We start from the raw sequence: 15,677 nt of genomic DNA, 5'->3' as shown, positions 1-15,677 counted from the left end.
GCGCGGTTCAGCCGTCGCCCTGCACCCGGGCGTGCTGATGCATGTCGTGCCACCCGTCCTCGAGCAGTTGCGCGCTCCGCCGTACGCCCTCCGCCGCGAAGCCGGCCCTGTGCGCCGCCCGGCAGGACGCCTCGTTACGGTCCGAGTGCACCAGCTCCAGCCGGTGGAACCCCACCTCGTGCAGCGCCCAGTCCGCGAGCGTGGCCAGGGCACGCGAGGCCACACCCTTCCCCCGCGCCTGCGGCACCACCCAGTACGCACACTCCGCGAGCCCGCACTGAAGATCCATCCGGCGCAGCGCCATCCGCCCCAGGACCTCGCCCCCGACGGCCTCCGTCACCGCCCACTGGGCCGCCCGCTCCTCCCGCCAGCCCCGCCCGCAGGCCGCGATCCACTCCCGCGCTTCCTCCGGCGTCCCCAGATGCCGCGACTGCCACCGCCGGAGCACCGGGTCCTCGTAGGCCCGGCACACCGCGTCGGCGTCCGCCTCGCTCCACGGCCGCAGCACCAACTCCCCGTCCTGCGACGGCAGCGAGGGCTGAACGGAGCCGCGGAGGCTCCCCGCGGCGATGACAGGCGCGAACTTGAAGGTCATGGCTGGCATCCTCGCCGCGACGCGCGCACGACGTCAGGCGAACTCCGCATCCACTGGTGCCGCGAGCCGCCGCGGCACGGTTTCGCCCACCCGCCCGCCACCTGACATCATCGCCCGCATGGCTGAACGCGTGATCGCCGCATGTGACGGTGCCTCGAAGGGAAACCCCGGACCCGCGGGCTGGGCCTGGGTCATCGGCGATGACGGGGGCACGGCGGACCGCTGGGAGGCCGGACCCCTGGGGACCGCGACCAACAATGTCGCCGAACTCACGGCGCTGGAGCGCCTGTTGGCGACCACCGACCCGGCCGTGCCGATGGAGATCCGGATGGACTCGCAGTACGCGATGAAGGCGGTCACCACCTGGTTGCCCGGCTGGAAGCGCAAGGGATGGAAGACCGCGGCGGGCAAGCCGGTCGCCAACCAGGACCTCGTCATGCGTATCGATGCGCTGCTCACGGGGCGCTCCGTGGAATTCCGGTACGTGCCCGCGCACCAGGTGGACGGCGACCCGCTCAACGACTTCGCCGACCGCGCCGCGAGCCAGGCCGCCGTCCTCCAGGAGCCCGCCGGCAGCGAGCTGGGCTCCCCGGTGCCGCCGCCCTCGCCCGACACCCCCCGGACCGGCGGCGCCCGGCGCCGTGCCGACGGCCCGTCCGCGAAGGCCGGGGCATCCGCGAAGGCCGGGGCGTCGGCGGCCCGGCGGCGCACCTCGGGGGCCTCGTCGCGGACCCTCGACGCGAAGTTCCCGGGCCGCTGCCGCTGCGGCCGGTCCTACGCGGCGGGCGAGCCCATCGCGAAGAACACCGACGGCTGGGGGCACCCGGCGTGCCGCAGCGGGGCCGAGGGGAACTAGCCGGAGGGGGCCCGGCCGCCAGAATCCGGTTGCCCCCCACTCACCCCCGCCCCAACCATGACCGTATGGCCGACGACACCCCCGTAAACCCCGCCCCACCCCTGCACATCCGCCCCGCCCGCCCCACCGACGCCCCTGACATCGCCGCCATCCACCTGGCCTCGCGCCGCGCCACCATGCCGTACCTCCCGCCCCAGCGGCGCACCCACGACGAGGTCACCCGCTGGATCCGCGAGATCGTGCTGCCGCAGTCACGCGCCCTGGTGGCGGTCCGCGGCCCGGAGACCGTCGGCTACGCGGCCGTACAGGACGACCTCCTCGACCAGCTCTATCTCCGCCCTGACGTCCGCCGCGGCGGCATCGGCACGCGCCTCCTCGCCGAAGCCCAGCGGCTGAGCCCCAACGGCCTGACCCTCCACGTCTTCCAGCTCAACACCGATGCCCGTGCCTTCTACGCCCACCACGGCTTCACGGTCATCGCCACCGGCGACGGCAGCGACAACATGGAAAACCTCCCGGAACTGACCCTCCGGTGGACCCCGGCCCCGTCCTCTTCTCCGGGATCCCCCTGAGACTTCCCCTAGGGGATGTCACAGCTCAGCAGCAAACCCCCGCCCACTCTCCGTGCTCGGCCACCGAATCCCCGCGGACCAGGTACTTTCGAAGGCGTGGCTGGATTCAGGATGGGTCGCGGACGGGATCCCCGCTCCGCACAGGACGGACAGCAGCAGGCGCAACAGGGGCAGCAGGCTCCGTACGGGCAACAAGGGCCGTACGGGCAGCAGCCTCCGCCTCCGCACGGGCAGTGGCAGGCGGCGCCGCAGCAGCAGTACGGCGGCGGCCCCCAGGGGCGGCCCCAGGGCGGAGGCGGCGAGCCCGAGTACTTCGGCGACGGCGGCTACGACCCCCAGCAGGCGGCACACGCCCCGTACTCCCAGGACAACAACCCGGGCAGCACCCGCCAGTTCAGCATCGGCGAGGCCCCGGACGCGCACGGCCCGGACGCCTACGGCCCCTACCCCGATCAGTACGACGACGGCCCCGGTCGCGGCCCCGACGGCCAGTACGACGACGGCGGCACGTACCGCGCCGGCCAGACCACCGCGCCGCCGGCCGGTCCCCGGCTGCACTGGAAGCAGCTGCTGCCCGGCATCGTGCTGCGTCCCGCGCCCACGTTCTGGCAGATGCGCGACCACACGATGTGGGGCCCGGCGCTGACCGTCACGTTCATCTACGGCCTGCTCGCGGTCTTCGGCTTCGACAAGGCCCGCGAGGACGTGCTCAACGCCACCCTCTCCAACAGCATCCCCTGGGTGGGGATCACGGCCGTGATGTTCATCATCGGCAGCCTGATCCTGGGCACGGTCACGCACACCCTGGCCCGCCAGCTCGGTGGCGACGGCGCCTGGGCGCCGACCATCGGCATGGCCATGCTGATCATGACGATTTCGGACGCGCCCCGGCTGCTTTTCGCCATGTTCCTCGGCGGCGACAGCACCCTCGTCCAGGTCCTGGGCTGGCTGACCTGGCTCGCGACCGGCTTCCTGCTCACCTCCATGGTCAACAAGTCGCACGACCTGCCCTGGCCCAAGGCGCTCGGCGCCTCCGCCATCCAGCTGGTCGCGCTGCTGGGCCTGCTGAAGCTCGGCACGCTCTGACCGCCGCCCTCCCCCGGCCGCACGCACACCGAAGGGCCCGCTACGGAATCCCGTAGCGGGCCCTTCGCGTACCGCAGCCGTCAGGCCGGAGCCGTCAGACGGAGGGGAGCCGTCAGGCGAACCGCTGCCCCGCCGACCCGTCACACGCCCGCAACCGCAGCGGCTCCTTCGCCCCGCCCAGCGTCAGGCACAGCGAGGTGGCCGCGGCCGGCCGGATGGATCCGGTGCCACCCGTCTCCCGCACGAACTGCTGGTTGGCCGCGCCCGAACAGTTCCAGAGCACCAGTGCGGCACCCGGCTCGTACTTCCCGCCGGGCACGTCCAGGCACCGGTCCTGTGTCAGCCCCACGTGCACCGACTTCTGGCCGGGGTCCGGGTCGTACCACCAGCTCTGGTTCCGCTGCCCGTTGCAGTCCCAGCCACCGACCGCCGTCCCATTACGGCTCGACGCGCCCGTGGCATCCACACAGCTGCCCGTACCGGCATTCTTCAGCGGCCGGTACGCGTCGTCCCAGGCCCCCGGGTACAGCTTCGGCTGCCCGGTGCTCGCCGGATCCGCGCACGACGCCTCCCGCAGCCCGGACGCCGCGTACAGCTGCGTCAGACACGAGGCGAACGCGCCGTGCCCGCGCACGTTCGGATGGAACGACTGCCGCACCGAATTCGAGTCCGGCGGGAAGGGGTTGGAGATGTTGACGTACAGCCCCCGGGCCCAGGCGTCCTCCATGCACACCTCGTGCCCGTGGAAGAGCCGCGAGGCATCGAGATAAACCGCCCCGGTATCCCGCGCGGCCTTCCGCGTTCCCGCCTCGAATGCGGGCACCGCGGCATTACGGCCCCACCCCGCGTCCGACGTGTATCCCGTACAGCCGCCCGGTATCTTCCCGGGGAAATGCGGATTGTCCTCCACATCCGGGCCGATCGGACTCGGATACGACATGACCACGAGCTTGTAGTCGCCGTCCGCGTATCCCGCGTCCCGCATCACGGTCCGCAGATCGTTCACCGTCTGCTCGACCTTCGGCACCAGTCCGTCGACCCGCGCCTGCCACCCCGGCTGGTATTTCGGCTCGCAGGTCCCCTGCAACAGGAACCAGCGCTCGACGCAGTCCGTCATCACCGGCCCGAACTGCAGGTCATCATTGGCCCCGGCGACCAGCAACACCATCTTCAGCCGCGTATTACGCGCCTTGATCGCCAGGCTGTCGCTCTGCACCAGCTCATCCGCGTACTGCTTGCTCCCGCCGATCCGGATATTCCCGCTGTACGCCCCGGAACAGGCGACGTTGTAGGTCACATCCGCCGCAATGCCCGTCCGGTGAATCGCGGAATCCGGCGACCGGTGACACCAATTGCTGGGCCCATCGGTCCCCGGCTCGTACGTCCCGACGCCCTCCCCCGAGATCTCACTGTCGCCCAGCGAGATCAACGAGGTCTTCCGCTCCCCGACCGGCCGCTCCGCCGGGTCGCCGTACAGCTTGGTGGCCTCCTCGGCCCGGATCTTCTCCAACTCGGGCGGCAACGGCTTCCCGGCCACGGTGGCCGAATGGACCGCCGGACCGGCACCGGCCGCCGTGGCACCGCCGGCCCCGCTCACCACCAGGCCCGCCGCACCGACCGCCGCCCACAAGGCCAGCCATCTGGGCCTGCCCGCCCGTCTCACCCGTCTCGGCGTACCCGCCGCTCCCGAAGAACTCGACCATCCCGCACGCACCATTGGGCCTCCCCTCCGGTCTGCTGTTACCGCCGGTTTCTACTCGGAGGTAGTCACCGGTGGAACACCCGGAACGGTATTGGCCGAAAGCCGCGCAACCGGCCGCGGCGGCAGGCATCGCGCCTGTCAACTCCCTTACAAAACACCGGAGTCGGGTATCACCAAGACGCCAAGAGCCCGATTCCACCGTCGCGGCAACGGCGAACCGGCCTTCCCATCCTCCGGCGGTCGATGTCCAACTCGTTTTCCTGATGAGCCTGTTGCGGATACGGATCCTCCACGTGCCCATGGAGCAGAACCCCTGAGGCCGCCTCCCGGTGAACTGGACCGCGCCGGGGCGGGACCGGCGGGGCCGGTGTCTCGGCTCCCTTACCTACACTCCATGTCCATGACGAGCTCCTCTCCGCAGGGCCCCGCGCCCGACGCGACGCTGATCAAGACCGGCCGGAACCAGTTGAAAGGCGGCTTCTCTGCCGGGATCGGATGCGCAGGGGGCGGCCTGATCGTCATCGCGGGCAGCCTCGCGGCGGCTTTCGGCCTCATCGGCAAGGAGCCCGAACCCGGGGCTTTCGTGGGGGTCTTCTTCGGCCTGGTGGCCGGTTTCTTCGGCGTGACGATCCTGAAGGGCTTCTGGGACGCGCGGCACGCCGTCATCTGCGTCGACCACGTCGGCCTCTGGATCAGCAACCCGAAGGGCAACAAGGTCATCCCCTGGGACGGCCTCGCCGGCGTCGGCCTGTACTGGAGCAAGGGGGTGAAGCGGGGCGCCCCGAAGCAATATTCGATCGAGCTGTGCCCGAACGGCCCGATAGACCGCGACCACCCGGTCGTGTGGAACCTCGTCCGCGACGAGGAACCCCTTCACCCGTCCCTGCCGCGCCTGCGCTACCGACTCCCTGCCAGGGGCGTCGACCGCGAACCCCTCGTCGCGGCCGTCCGGCACTACGCCGCGCACCTGTGGCTCGGCGAGGTGGAACGGGAGCCGGGCCACATCGGGCACCCCGACATCAAGGGTCACCGGGCGCGCACCCGGGGCGTACGCGCTGACGGGCGCGACTGACGCTTTTCACGCGGCGCAGGCCCGGATGGCGGGTCATGGGGTGCGGGACGTCCGACTTGGCGCGAGGGTGAAGGTCTCCGGTAGGGCCTCCGGGCAGCGACCGTTTGCGAAGCCGGCCGCTGCCCGGAGGCATACCGGGCCGATGCCCGGCTGGGCAGGAAGGAGCATTACCGGGAGGCGACGCAGCGCCCCGGGCACGGAGGCCGGGGCACAACGGACCCCGCCCCGCAGCGCCAAAGAAATTCCAGATCAGACGAGGTCCGACGAGGCCCGGCAAGGTCCGACGAGGCCCGGCAAGGTCCGGCAAGGTCCGGCAAGGTCCGGCAAGGTCCGGCAAGCCAGACGAGACCAGAACGGCCCAGGCCCTACAGCGCATCCTTGGACGGAGTGATCGGCGTCCCGGACTTACGGCACGGCGGCAGCACGGACCACGGGAAGTTGATCCACTCGTCCGTGCGCTTCCACACGTACTCGCACTTCACCAGCGAGTGCGACTTCTCATAGATCACCGCGCTACGGACCTCAGCGACCGTCCCCTGGCAGAAGTCGTGCACCAGCTTCAGGGTCTTTCCCGTGTCCGCCACATCGTCGGCGATCAGCACCTTCTTCTGCGAGAAGTCGATCACATTCGGCACCGGCGCCAGCATGACCGGCATCTCCAGGGTGGTCCCCACCCCGGTGTAGAACTCCACATTCACCAGGTGGATGTTCTTGCAGTCCAGCGCGTACGCCAGGCCACCCGCGACAAACACCCCACCGCGCGCGATCGAGAGCACGACATCGGGCTCGTACCCGTCATCGGCGATCGTCTGCGCCAGCTCGCGGATCGCCCCGCCGAACCGCTCGTAGGTCAGGTTCTCCCGCACGTCACTCACGATTTCTCTCAGACCTTCCGTCGTCTCTCGCGGCCGCGGCTCAGTCAGACCTGCGTACGGTGAAAGTTCATGAACGACCGGGACGGGGTCGGGCCGCGCTGCCCCTGGTAGCGCGAGCCGTACCGCTCACTGCCGTACGGGTGCTCGGTCGGCGAGGTCAGCCGGAACATGCACAGCTGCCCGATCTTCATGCCGGGCCACAGCTTGATCGGCAGCGTCGCGACGTTGCTCAGCTCGAGCGTCACGTGCCCGCTGAACCCCGGGTCGATGAACCCGGCGGTCGAATGCGTCAGCAGTCCCAGCCGGCCGAGGCTGGACTTCCCTTCCAGCCGCGACGCGAGGTCGTCCGGCAGGGTGATGACCTCGTACGTCGAGGCCAGCACGAACTCGCCCGGGTGCAGGATGAACGCCTCGTCCCCCTCCGGAACGACCTCCCGGGTCAGGTCGGCCTGCTCGACGGCGGGGTCGATGTGCGGGTAGCGGTGATTCTCGAACACCCGGAAATAACGGTCGAGGCGCACATCGATACTGGACGGCTGCACCATCGACTCGTCATAGGGGTCGATGCGCACCCGACCAGCGTCGATCTCGGCCCGGATGTCCTTGTCTGAGAGAAGCACGCAGACGAGGATACGCGCCCGCACCACCGCCGCCGCACGGCGAGGGCCCGGCCCCCCGAAGGGACCGGGCCCGTCTCACTTCTCTCCCCTACTGCTTCCGTACTGCTCCCGCTACATCTGCTCCGTCGCTACCGCTTGGCGTACCCCACGGGCACCGACTGCCGCAGCCGAGCGCAGCGCGGGCAACGCAGCAACCGCCCGGGACCGAGCCGGTCGGTGGTCTGCATGGGGAACGAAGCGGTGCTGAACACGTGGCCCTCGGCACAACGTACGACGGTGCGCTCCATCAAGTCCCTCTCCCAACTGCGTGGACAACAAAAGCCACATTAGGGGATGAACTGGGCGCCCTCACACGCGGCACTCCGAGCCCCAACCGTACGCCCCAACTCCCGCGCCCCGCAGCCGCATCCCACCCCGGCGACCGTGTCCCACACCACCCTGCGCGACCCCCGACCGCACCCTTCCCACGCACCCCGCAAAGGGCAAACGCACCGACGGGCGGCTATGGGGTAGAGTGTGCGACGATGCTCCGCTCAAATCCGAGCGAGTCACGCGGGTGTAGTTTAATGGTAGAACATGAGCTTCCCAAGCTCAGAGCGCGGGTTCGATTCCCGTCACCCGCTCCATAGTTGAGGCCCAGGTCAGCGACCTGGGCCTTGTTTGTTGTCTGGACCAGTTCAGGCGTCGCGCACCAGATCCGCACCAGCCCCCCTCATTCGACTAGCGGGGAAGCAGTCGCGACGCTTGCACGGTCACCCCGCCCGGTTAGCCAGACCCCTGGGCCAAGCTTGCCGGCCAACCAATCGAGACCCTTGGGCGTGTGGCTGTGACCGGCGTAGTCCCAGTCGGCCAGGACGAGGACGGTGCCCGGCTCCGGGGCGTCAAGGCCGAGGCCTTTGCGCTCCTGGGCGGCGCGGAAGTCGACGCGGGCCGTGCGGAGTTCGCTGAGGGTGGCCGAGTAGCGGCGGGACTTGGGCGAGAAGTGGCCGCGGAAGCCGAGCATGTGGGCCCAGGCCCAGAGACGGCGGTCCGGGTAGAGCGGGTCCAGGGTTTTGCACGCGGTGATCAGGTGGCGGGTGCGTTCGGGGACCTGGTGGCGGTCCAGCTCGGCGAGTTCGCCGATGCGCCGGTCCAGAGTGCCGGTGGTCTCGGCGGCCTTGGTCGCGTACTTCGCCACGTAGGAGGCCACCGCCTGCTCGGTGATGTCGGAGCCGTCGCCGAACGCCTGGACCGGCCGTACGTCCAACTGCTTGCCCCAGCGGAAGGTGCGGGCGGGCTGTTCCCCGGCGGCCGGGGCCGTGACCGAGGTGTAGGAGTGCGCGGCGGCGGCGCGGATCGCATCCGTCAGTAGGTCGACGCTCGCCCAGGACGGAGGTGGTGTTCCGGGCCCGTCCGGTCCGTCGATGCGGATCAGCGCATGGAAGTGGAGGGCGCGGCGTAGTCGTACGTCTCGGGTGCCAGGGCGGTGCCGAGCGCCGGATCCGTGCGGTGCTGTGTGCCGCAGCGGCAGATGCCTCGGTCGGGCCGGTTGTGCACGGGGCCGAAGGACGGCGCGGTGAGGGTGGTGAAGACGCGGGGGTGGTCTCGGACGGTGGCAGGGATGTCGCGGCGGTCGTCTCCGGCCAGGCCGGCGCGGATGAGGCGGTAGGTGTCCCCGGCGTAGATCCAGGCGCAGGAGGGGCAGCGGGAGGCGCGGCGGTTGCCGCAGGCGAGGCGTAGGCGTCCGCCGGGTTCGGTCGCGGTCGAGTAGTGGTGCAGGGTCTCGCCGGAGGTGCGGTCCTTGGTGAGGGTCCAGCCGGTGAGGTGGATCGGGTCGGAGCAGCCGGTGCGGTGGATTTGGTCTGCTCGTCCCAGCCGACCAACGTCCCATCGGGCCGCCTGGATCCCTTCGCCGCCGTCGCGTGAGGAAAGGTGGGCACGCTCGCAGCCCGGGCTGGGTAGCTTCAAGCCGTCCGTGAGGCATCGAAGACCTCGGAGAGCGGTAGTTGACCGGAGACTGACCGCACCCCGAGGCCAGCACCCCGCCCCTGCTCGTCCAGCTTCGGCGACGCGTTCACAGATGGGCCGGCCCACGCGAAGCGGGAGCCCCGGTGGTCCTTCTCCTGCCGGCGAGGCTCTAGTCGTCCCCGCTCAGGCCCGCGGTATCGGTCGCATCGGTCGCATCGGTCGCGGCCTGGACGAGGTTCTGTTCCAGGCGTTCCAGGGTGTGCAGGGTCGCGGTCCGCTCGTCGTCCGAGAGGCCCGCCGTCGAGAGGTCCTCGAGCTGGCTCCAGACCTGCTCGACCTCGCGGCGCAGGGCGTGGCTGGCCGTCGTCGGCTCGATGAGTGAGGCGCGTTTGTCGGTGGGCGAGGGGCGGCGGCGGACGAAGCCGGCCTGCTCCAGGCGCCGGACGGTGCGGGTCATGGTGGCGGCGTCGGAGTCCATCAGGCGCACCAGGTCGGCCTGCCGCTGGGGGCCGAGTTCCCACAGGTGCATCATGACCAGCTCCTGACCCGGGTGCAGGCCGATCCGGCGCAGGAGCTGTCCGGCGAACATGCGGTGCAGACGGGCCAGGCGGAAGATCGCGTGGCTGACCGGTCCGCCGCCGGCCGCGGCCGGCACCGGAACGGTGGCCTCCTGCCCCGCCCCTGTGGAGCCCTTCCCCTGTTCCGGCGTGGACTGCGTCATCTGCATCTCGCTTTCCTGTTTGGGCAGGTTAAGCCTACCGCCCAGCCCCGTACCTCGAAGCGTCCACGCCGCCCCCGAGGCACATACGGGCAGGTAGGTGTGTGTTACGTGCTTCACATTGGGCAGCGGGAATGAATCCTCGAGCATTACCTGTTCGGACAGGTGATTTGATTTACTTGTTCGGACAGGCATCTGCCGGCCCGGGCTCCCGCGAGCCCGTGCCCGCGACACCTCACATCTCCCGAGGAAGAAGACCATGACCACTGCTTTCGATCCGATCGTCCTGGGCGGCAAGCACCTGGCGAACCGCCTCGTGATGGCGCCGATGACCCGCAGCCGCGCCTACGGGCCGGGCGCCGAGCCGACCGAGCTGATGGCGACGTACTACGCGCAGCGCGCCGGCGCCGGGCTGATCGTCACCGAGGGCATCCAGCCCTCGCCGCTCGGCCAGGGCTACCCCGACACCCCCGGTCTGCACACGGCCGGGCAGGTGCGGGCATGGCGGACGGTGACCGACGCCGTGCACCGCGAGGGCGGTGCGATCTACGCGCAGCTGATGCACACCGGCCGCATCGGCCACCCCAGCCTGCTGCCCGACGGACTGGTCCCGGTGGGACCGTCGGCGGTGACCGCCAAGGGCCAGGTCTTCACCCACGAGGGGCCGAAGGAGTTCGTCACGCCGAAGGAGCTGACCGAGGCGGAGATCCGGCAGACCATCGCCGACTTCACCGAGGCAGCCCGTAACGCGGTCGCGGCCGGGTTCGACGGCGTGGAGCTCCACGGCGCCAACGGCTACCTGATCCATCAGTTCCTCGCGCCCAACACCAACCACCGCACCGACGCCTGGGGCGGCGGCACCGAGGGCCGCATCCGCTTCGCCGTCGAGGTCACCACGGCCGTGGCCGAGGCGATCGGCAGCGACCGGGTGGGGCTGCGGATCTCGCCCGGGAACCAGTTCAACGACATCTCCGAGGACAGCCCGGACGAGGTCTACCTCGCCCTGCTGGACCGGCTCGCCGGCCTGGACCTGGCCTATCTGCACCTGATGGAGGGGCCGAACCGCGACCTGACCCCGCGGCTGCGCAAGGTGTGGCCCGGCACGTTCGTCGTCAACCCGTTCACCTACCCCGACGTCACCGGCCCCGATGCGCTGGGGCTGATCGAGGACGGGAGCGCGGACATGGTCGCCTACGGCGCGCTGTTCCTGGCCAACCCCGACCTGCCCCGGCGTCTCGCCTCCGGTGGTCCCTTCAACACCCCCGACAAGGCCACGTTCTACGGCGGCGACCACCGCGGCTACACCGACTACCCCGCCCTCCCCGCCTGAGCGGCCCTGCCGATCTGGCGCAGGCCGGCCGAGTCACGCAACCGCGAACTGCCGCCGGCCGAGCACCTGACGATGCCGGCCCTGGGAGCCGATGCGCTGGAGGCGATGCCGGACGAACAGCTCCAGCAGGCCGTCGGGTTCACCGCCGCCGGCTCGCCGGCAGCGCCTGAGTACCCGCTTGCGTGGGGCCGCACCGGCACGGGCAGTGCGGCCTGCGGCCCCACGCACCGTGCCGGAGGAGGCCGACGGCGTCGGGGTCGTCGGCTCGTGGGGCTCAGCGCTTGATGAGTTTGCCGACCGCGTCGGCCTCCCATGCCTGGTCGGTCAGGAACTTCCAGGAGAGGTTGATGAATCCGTGGTCGCCCCAGCCGGAGCCCCAGGAGTTCTCCACCCGTACTCCCTTGCTGTTGTAGCCGACGATGGCCATCGCGTGACCACCGGCCATGGGGTCACCGGCCGTCGGGGAGTAGCTGTAGGAGGCGGCCGCCCGGGGCGTGACGCCGAAGAAGCTGTTGTGTACCGGCATCGCGACGGCGACCGGCAGGCCCTTGGCGAGCGCCGCCTTCACCTCGTCCTTCATCCGGCTTCCGGTGTGCAGCGGGGTGTAGCCGGACAGCTTCCACTTCGCCGCGTTTCTCGTCTCGCCGGCGGTCGGCTGGGTGGTGTAGTCGAAGTCCCCCTGCCAGTAGTGGGACTTCGAATCGACGCCCTGCTTCATGGCGATCCTGAAGTGATCGGCCAAGGAGGTCCCCCGCTGCTGCCCCTTGACGACCTGCGCGTAGGTGAACATGGGCGCCTGGGGCCCGCCGGAGATCTTCTGCTCGCGCTCCAGGAGGCCGTAGGCCGTGTAGTCGACGGCCCATGCGGCGCAGGAGCCGACCTGCCCCTGGTTGCCGGGGGCGGGCGCGTACTTACTCAGGTCGACGCTTTCGGGCAGGGTGATCTGCCTCGCCGAAGGCTTCGCGCCGACCGTCCCGCCGGGTGCGAGCGCCGCCAGCCTGGGGGTGAGGGCCTTGCCGAGCACTGTCGTCCGCCCGTTCTCCCGGGACGGCACCGCGCCGGTGGCGAAGCGTTTCGGCTTTTCGGCCGCCGTACGCGGTATCTGCGAGGCCCGGTCGGTTGCCGCGGGGTGGCCGGCGGTCGTCAGGGAGGCCGCCGAGGAGACGCCGACGGCGACGGCGCCGACCACGCCTGCCGAGGCAAGCGCAATCACCGCACGCGTCCTGCCGCTCATCGCCTTCCACCGGTGCGAACCGTGACTCATCGATGTCCTCATTCCTTCGAGGGGAAGTGCTGTCAGGGACCTGACAGGGATGGGATTACGGCGGCCCGGGTGTGAGCCGGGCCGCCGGGGGGGGTCGGCGTCTTCGCTCCGCAACGCCCTTTTCCGCGGGGCTGGATGACGCCTCCGCCTTGGGAGATCCCTCGGGTCGCGACGGATAACAGGAAATCGGCGCGGTTTTCGCTGCACCCCAGCAAGGGCCACACGGCGAAATGCACCGGCATGCCAATTCCTGGCAATGGGCAGGTAACTCCGGCTAGGCGCCGGCAAGTTGGGTGGTCGGCTGCCGGTGGATCGTCGGTCCAAGCACTCAGTCGGAGAAGTCCTGAGTGAGCCAGACATTGCCCGTGGCGTCCCGGTGGACGCCTATGCCGACATGGCGGAACGCCGTGCTGAGAATGTTTTGCCGGTGCCCGTCGTTGGGCGGCTTCTCGTTCAGCATGGACTGCGTCAGGCCAACGGCGGCGGAAGCGATCTGCTGAGGATCCGGCCCCGCTGATGCCTGCCCGATGTTTTCTCCGACCGCTCCCCAATGGACGCCCTGAGCCGTCACCCGATCCCCCAGCTGCGCTTCACCAGAGCACTGGTGGGACAGGCCGCATCCGCCGGCCATCACGGTGTTGTGGGACTCTGCGCTGCGGGTGAGTCCTGAGGTGAGGGTGTAGGGCGGCAGACCGTTGTCGGCACGCGCCTTGTTGATCACGGCGAGGACCTGCTGGACAGCGTCGGCCGTACGGCTCGGCCGGGGCGTCTGCGTCGGCGACGCGGTCAGCGGCGGGCGGGCGGGCCGTTCGTCCCGGCTCGCCGCGGTGGTCGCCTTGCGGCTCGGCGCAGCCGTGGGGTGCGGCGAAGGCGTGCTGGTGGGACGGCGGACCGAGGGCGTCGGGCTGGGCGCGCTCGACGATGCCGTCGGCGCCTGCCGGGGCGCAGCCGCCGCGCTCGTGGTGTCGTGGCCGCCACCGGAGGAGACGAGAGCGAGGGACAAGGCGGCGGCGGTGGCGGTCGCCGCGGCGCCTCCGGCGACCGCGGTCATGCCCCGGGGGCGGGCCTGGAGGATGCGGCGGACACCCCCGCCCGGCTTGTGCGCGCGATGCGCTCCGCGCCGCACCGCCGCCCTGGCCACCTGCTGGCCGCCGTTGCCGGAAATGGCCTGATGGGAGGCGAGGTTGACGACGGACGCGCTGTGGCTGCCGGATATCAGCCAGGCCAGCCCGGCCGCCGGCGGCACCAGGCCGAGGCCGACGAGAAGCCCTTCCGCCGGCACCAGGCCGATCCAGTACCCCGAACACGCCGAGCAGCCACGCGCGTGCCGGGCTATTCGCTTACGCCACAGCGCGGAGGGGACGCCGTCCCAGTGGGCCACCATCGCCAGCAGTTCCCCGCAGCGCGGCTCCGCCGACAGCGCACGCACGACGACCCTGGCCGTCTCCAGCTGGATCTTCATCCGCTGCACCTGTACCGCCGTGTGCTGCGGGGACAGCTCCAGGGCGGCGGCCACCTCTTCACGGGTGAGTTCGCCCGCGGCCTCCAGCCACCACAGCGACAGCAGTGCGCGGTCGTCTTCGTCCAGCCACCGGGTCGCCTCGGCGACCTCTTTGCGCTGGCCGGCAAGGCCCAGGCGGAGGATGGCCAAATCGACGAAGTCGGTCGCGGGATCGGCGAGGTCGGTGACGTCGTCCACCCGGGTATCGGCCGGCGACGCCTGTCGCCTGCGCCAGTGCCGGCGTATCTCGTTCATCGTCACGGCCACCAGCCATGAGCGGAACCGTTCGGGATCGCGCAGCCCGTCGAGCCCCTGAAGCATGCGGAGCATGGACTCCTGCACCACGTCGTCGACATCGGCGTGGCCGCGAAGTGCCCGGCCCACGATGTTGTAGACCAACGGCAGAAAGCCGGCCACAAGCTCGTCCTGCGCCTGCTGATCCCCAGCGCGCGCGGCCACCACAGTCGCTGTTCCAGGATGTGGGTTCACGTTCCGGCTTCCTTCCTCGCTGTGCAATCGGTCGTTCTATGCCTGGGGATCCTTCCGCCCCGGCCGGATAACAGAAAACCGAGGCGCAATTCCATGAGGCCGACTTCACACGCAGCCGAAGCGGGCGAGAGCGCTCATCAGCGCTGAATGCGGAAGATCGCGGATGACCCGGGGAGAACCGCGGAAAATCGCGGATGACTCGAGGAGAAATGAATGCACAGTCGCCGGGGCCACACCCCGGGGCCACAACCCGGGGGCCACGACGGCAGGGGGATGACGGCCCACCGGTCCGGTCCGGCGGTTCTCACGGCCGGTGGGCCGGGTTGGGGCCCTAGCTTGCGGCCGTGACGACGACGACCGCGGCCATGGCCGCCTGCATGTCGGCGATCGCGGCACGCACGCTCTCGGCCGCCCACTGGCCGGACGCGACCCCTGCCATCCGGTCGGCCACCGGCTTGCGCGGGACATCGGGGAACGCCAGGCGGTGCAGCTTGGCTGCGTGGATCAGGGCGATGAGGCCCGCCGTGCGCTCGTCCGGGGCGACGCCGCCCAGGACGACGGCCTGGAGCCGCCGGCGCAGCTCCGTCTCGGGCGCACCGTCGGCCTCGGGGTAGCGGCGCGTCGGGAAGAGGCCGAGGGCCCTGTGCTGCCGCTCGACGACCACGCCGCGCGCACACAGGCTTTCCACCGCCGCGTTGCCGGCCTTGCCCTGGTCCTTTGTCAGCCACTCCGTCACTCGACGCTTTTCGCGACCGCGCAGCCAGGCGTCGAGCAGCGCCATTCGGTCATCGAGCAATCGCTCACCGGTCGGCGTCCGGTCCGTCAGTTTGAGGTACTTGCCCTCGACGGATGCCCTTCCGGCGAGAACCAGCTCCAGCAGGATCCCGCCCGCGGCGGCCCAGCCCGCCGCCTGGCGCTGCTCCGGCACGCCGGACTCATCGTTCAGGGAGAGCAGCATGATCTCCTCGGCCAGCGTGATGGGATCCTCGGTCCCCCGGTACGTCTCGTGATCATTGCGGTCAGCCGGGTAGACGCCCAGGTCCACCAGGC

At 70.5% G+C, this 15,677-nt stretch carries 13 protein-coding genes, 1 tRNA gene and 1 pseudogene; 6 read left to right on the top strand and 9 right to left on the bottom strand.

The features are described 5' to 3' along the window. Positions 1-7: 7 nt before the first annotated feature. Positions 8-595: a GNAT family N-acetyltransferase gene (locus ACIRPT_RS22850; RefSeq protein ID WP_403829844.1), complete on the bottom strand. Its 588-nt coding sequence runs from the start codon at positions 593-595 to the stop codon at positions 8-10. Between the two features lie 106 nt (positions 596-701). Here ACIRPT_RS22850 and ACIRPT_RS22845 point away from each other — a divergent pair, with 106 nt between their 5' ends. The 3 genes from ACIRPT_RS22845 to ACIRPT_RS22835 all read left to right on the top strand — a co-directional run bounded on the left by ACIRPT_RS22845 (position 702) and on the right by ACIRPT_RS22835 (position 3,109). Continuing rightward, a complete protein-coding gene (locus tag ACIRPT_RS22845) occupies positions 702-1,451 on the top strand; it encodes a ribonuclease H (RefSeq protein WP_403830028.1) in 750 nt (249 codons plus the stop codon). 65 nt (positions 1,452-1,516) lie between these two features. Next, entirely contained in the window at positions 1,517-2,023 is a 507-nt protein-coding gene (locus ACIRPT_RS22840) for a GNAT family N-acetyltransferase (protein WP_403829842.1), read from the top strand. A 111-nt stretch (positions 2,024-2,134) separates the two neighbouring features. Beyond that, positions 2,135-3,109 carry a Yip1 family protein gene (locus tag ACIRPT_RS22835; RefSeq protein ID WP_403830026.1) on the top strand — a complete coding sequence of 325 codons (975 nt, stop codon included), beginning with the start codon at positions 2,135-2,137 and terminating at the stop codon, positions 3,107-3,109. A 112-nt stretch (positions 3,110-3,221) separates the two neighbouring features. Here the strand turns inward: ACIRPT_RS22835 and ACIRPT_RS22830 are convergent, their stop codons facing one another. Further along, positions 3,222-4,826, bottom strand: a complete 1,605-nt coding sequence (locus tag ACIRPT_RS22830) for a ricin-type beta-trefoil lectin domain protein (protein WP_403829840.1) — start codon at positions 4,824-4,826, stop codon at positions 3,222-3,224. Positions 4,827-5,211: 385 nt separating this feature from the next. On the opposite strand from ACIRPT_RS22830, the gene ACIRPT_RS22825 reads away from it, so the two are divergent. Continuing rightward, on the top strand, positions 5,212-5,883 hold the full coding sequence (locus ACIRPT_RS22825; RefSeq protein ID WP_403829838.1) for a hypothetical protein: 672 nt from the start codon (positions 5,212-5,214) through the stop codon (positions 5,881-5,883). 365 nt (positions 5,884-6,248) lie between these two features. Here ACIRPT_RS22825 and ACIRPT_RS22820 read toward each other — a convergent pair whose 3' ends face one another. Together ACIRPT_RS22820 and dcd are read right to left on the bottom strand one after the other, a co-directional pair. After that, positions 6,249-6,758: a phosphoribosyltransferase gene (locus ACIRPT_RS22820; RefSeq protein ID WP_403500327.1), complete on the bottom strand. Its 510-nt coding sequence runs from the start codon at positions 6,756-6,758 to the stop codon at positions 6,249-6,251. A 44-nt stretch (positions 6,759-6,802) separates the two neighbouring features. Next, the gene (dcd, locus tag ACIRPT_RS22815) at positions 6,803-7,378 is read right to left on the bottom strand and encodes a dCTP deaminase (RefSeq protein WP_400072241.1); all 576 of its coding nucleotides are present in this window, start codon (positions 7,376-7,378) and stop codon (positions 6,803-6,805) included. Positions 7,379-7,930: 552 nt separating this feature from the next. Between dcd and ACIRPT_RS22810 the strand changes: the two genes are divergently transcribed. Beyond that, positions 7,931-8,004, top strand: a tRNA-Gly gene (locus tag ACIRPT_RS22810). Positions 8,005-8,090: 86 nt separating this feature from the next. Here ACIRPT_RS22810 and ACIRPT_RS22805 read toward each other — a convergent pair. Then, positions 8,091-9,262: pseudogene (locus ACIRPT_RS22805) on the bottom strand (replication initiator). Positions 9,263-9,494: 232 nt separating this feature from the next. Next, entirely contained in the window at positions 9,495-10,046 is a 552-nt protein-coding gene (locus tag ACIRPT_RS22800) for a MarR family winged helix-turn-helix transcriptional regulator (RefSeq protein ID WP_403830024.1), read from the bottom strand. Positions 10,047-10,302: 256 nt separating this feature from the next. Here ACIRPT_RS22800 and ACIRPT_RS22795 point away from each other — a divergent pair, with 256 nt between their 5' ends. Beyond that, positions 10,303-11,373 (top strand): alkene reductase, encoded by a 1,071-nt coding sequence (locus tag ACIRPT_RS22795; RefSeq protein ID WP_403829835.1) that lies wholly within the window; start codon positions 10,303-10,305, stop codon positions 11,371-11,373. Positions 11,374-11,647: 274 nt separating this feature from the next. Here ACIRPT_RS22795 and ACIRPT_RS22790 read toward each other — a convergent pair whose 3' ends face one another. From ACIRPT_RS22790 to ACIRPT_RS22780, 3 genes are all read right to left on the bottom strand, one after another. Next, complete coding sequence (locus tag ACIRPT_RS22790; RefSeq protein ID WP_403829832.1) at positions 11,648-12,637, bottom strand: C1 family peptidase; 990 nt, start codon at positions 12,635-12,637, stop codon at positions 11,648-11,650. 328 nt (positions 12,638-12,965) lie between these two features. Then, positions 12,966-14,627 (bottom strand): sigma-70 family RNA polymerase sigma factor, encoded by a 1,662-nt coding sequence (locus ACIRPT_RS22785; RefSeq protein ID WP_403829830.1) that lies wholly within the window; start codon positions 14,625-14,627, stop codon positions 12,966-12,968. Positions 14,628-14,958: 331 nt separating this feature from the next. Further along, the gene (locus tag ACIRPT_RS22780; protein WP_403830021.1) at positions 14,959-15,666 is read right to left on the bottom strand and encodes a GPP34 family phosphoprotein; all 708 of its coding nucleotides are present in this window, start codon (positions 15,664-15,666) and stop codon (positions 14,959-14,961) included. Between the last annotated feature and the right edge of the window lie 11 nt (positions 15,667-15,677).

The organism is Streptomyces sp. NPDC101227 (assembly GCF_044767545.1).
In the GTDB taxonomy this organism is placed as follows: Bacteria; Actinomycetota; Actinomycetes; order Streptomycetales; family Streptomycetaceae; genus Streptomyces.
This window is presented reverse-complemented; position numbering and strand designations above follow the sequence as displayed.

Bases quoted from the DNA above. Each gene is read 5' to 3' on its own strand.
- ACIRPT_RS22830 (WP_403829840.1), bottom strand. From the start codon at position 4,826: ATGGTGCGTGCGGGATGGTCGAGTTCTTCGGGAGCGGCGGGTACGCCG.
- ACIRPT_RS22850 (WP_403829844.1), bottom strand. From the start codon at position 595: ATGACCTTCAAGTTCGCGCCTGTCATCGCCGCGGGGAGCCTCCGCGGC.
- ACIRPT_RS22825 (WP_403829838.1), top strand. From the start codon at position 5,212: ATGACGAGCTCCTCTCCGCAGGGCCCCGCGCCCGACGCGACGCTGATC.
- ACIRPT_RS22790 (WP_403829832.1), bottom strand. From the start codon at position 12,637: ATGAGTCACGGTTCGCACCGGTGGAAGGCGATGAGCGGCAGGACGCGT.
- ACIRPT_RS22835 (WP_403830026.1), top strand. From the start codon at position 2,135: ATGGGTCGCGGACGGGATCCCCGCTCCGCACAGGACGGACAGCAGCAG.
- ACIRPT_RS22800 (WP_403830024.1), bottom strand. From the start codon at position 10,046: ATGACGCAGTCCACGCCGGAACAGGGGAAGGGCTCCACAGGGGCGGGG.
- ACIRPT_RS22840 (WP_403829842.1), top strand. From the start codon at position 1,517: ATGGCCGACGACACCCCCGTAAACCCCGCCCCACCCCTGCACATCCGC.
- ACIRPT_RS22795 (WP_403829835.1), top strand. From the start codon at position 10,303: ATGACCACTGCTTTCGATCCGATCGTCCTGGGCGGCAAGCACCTGGCG.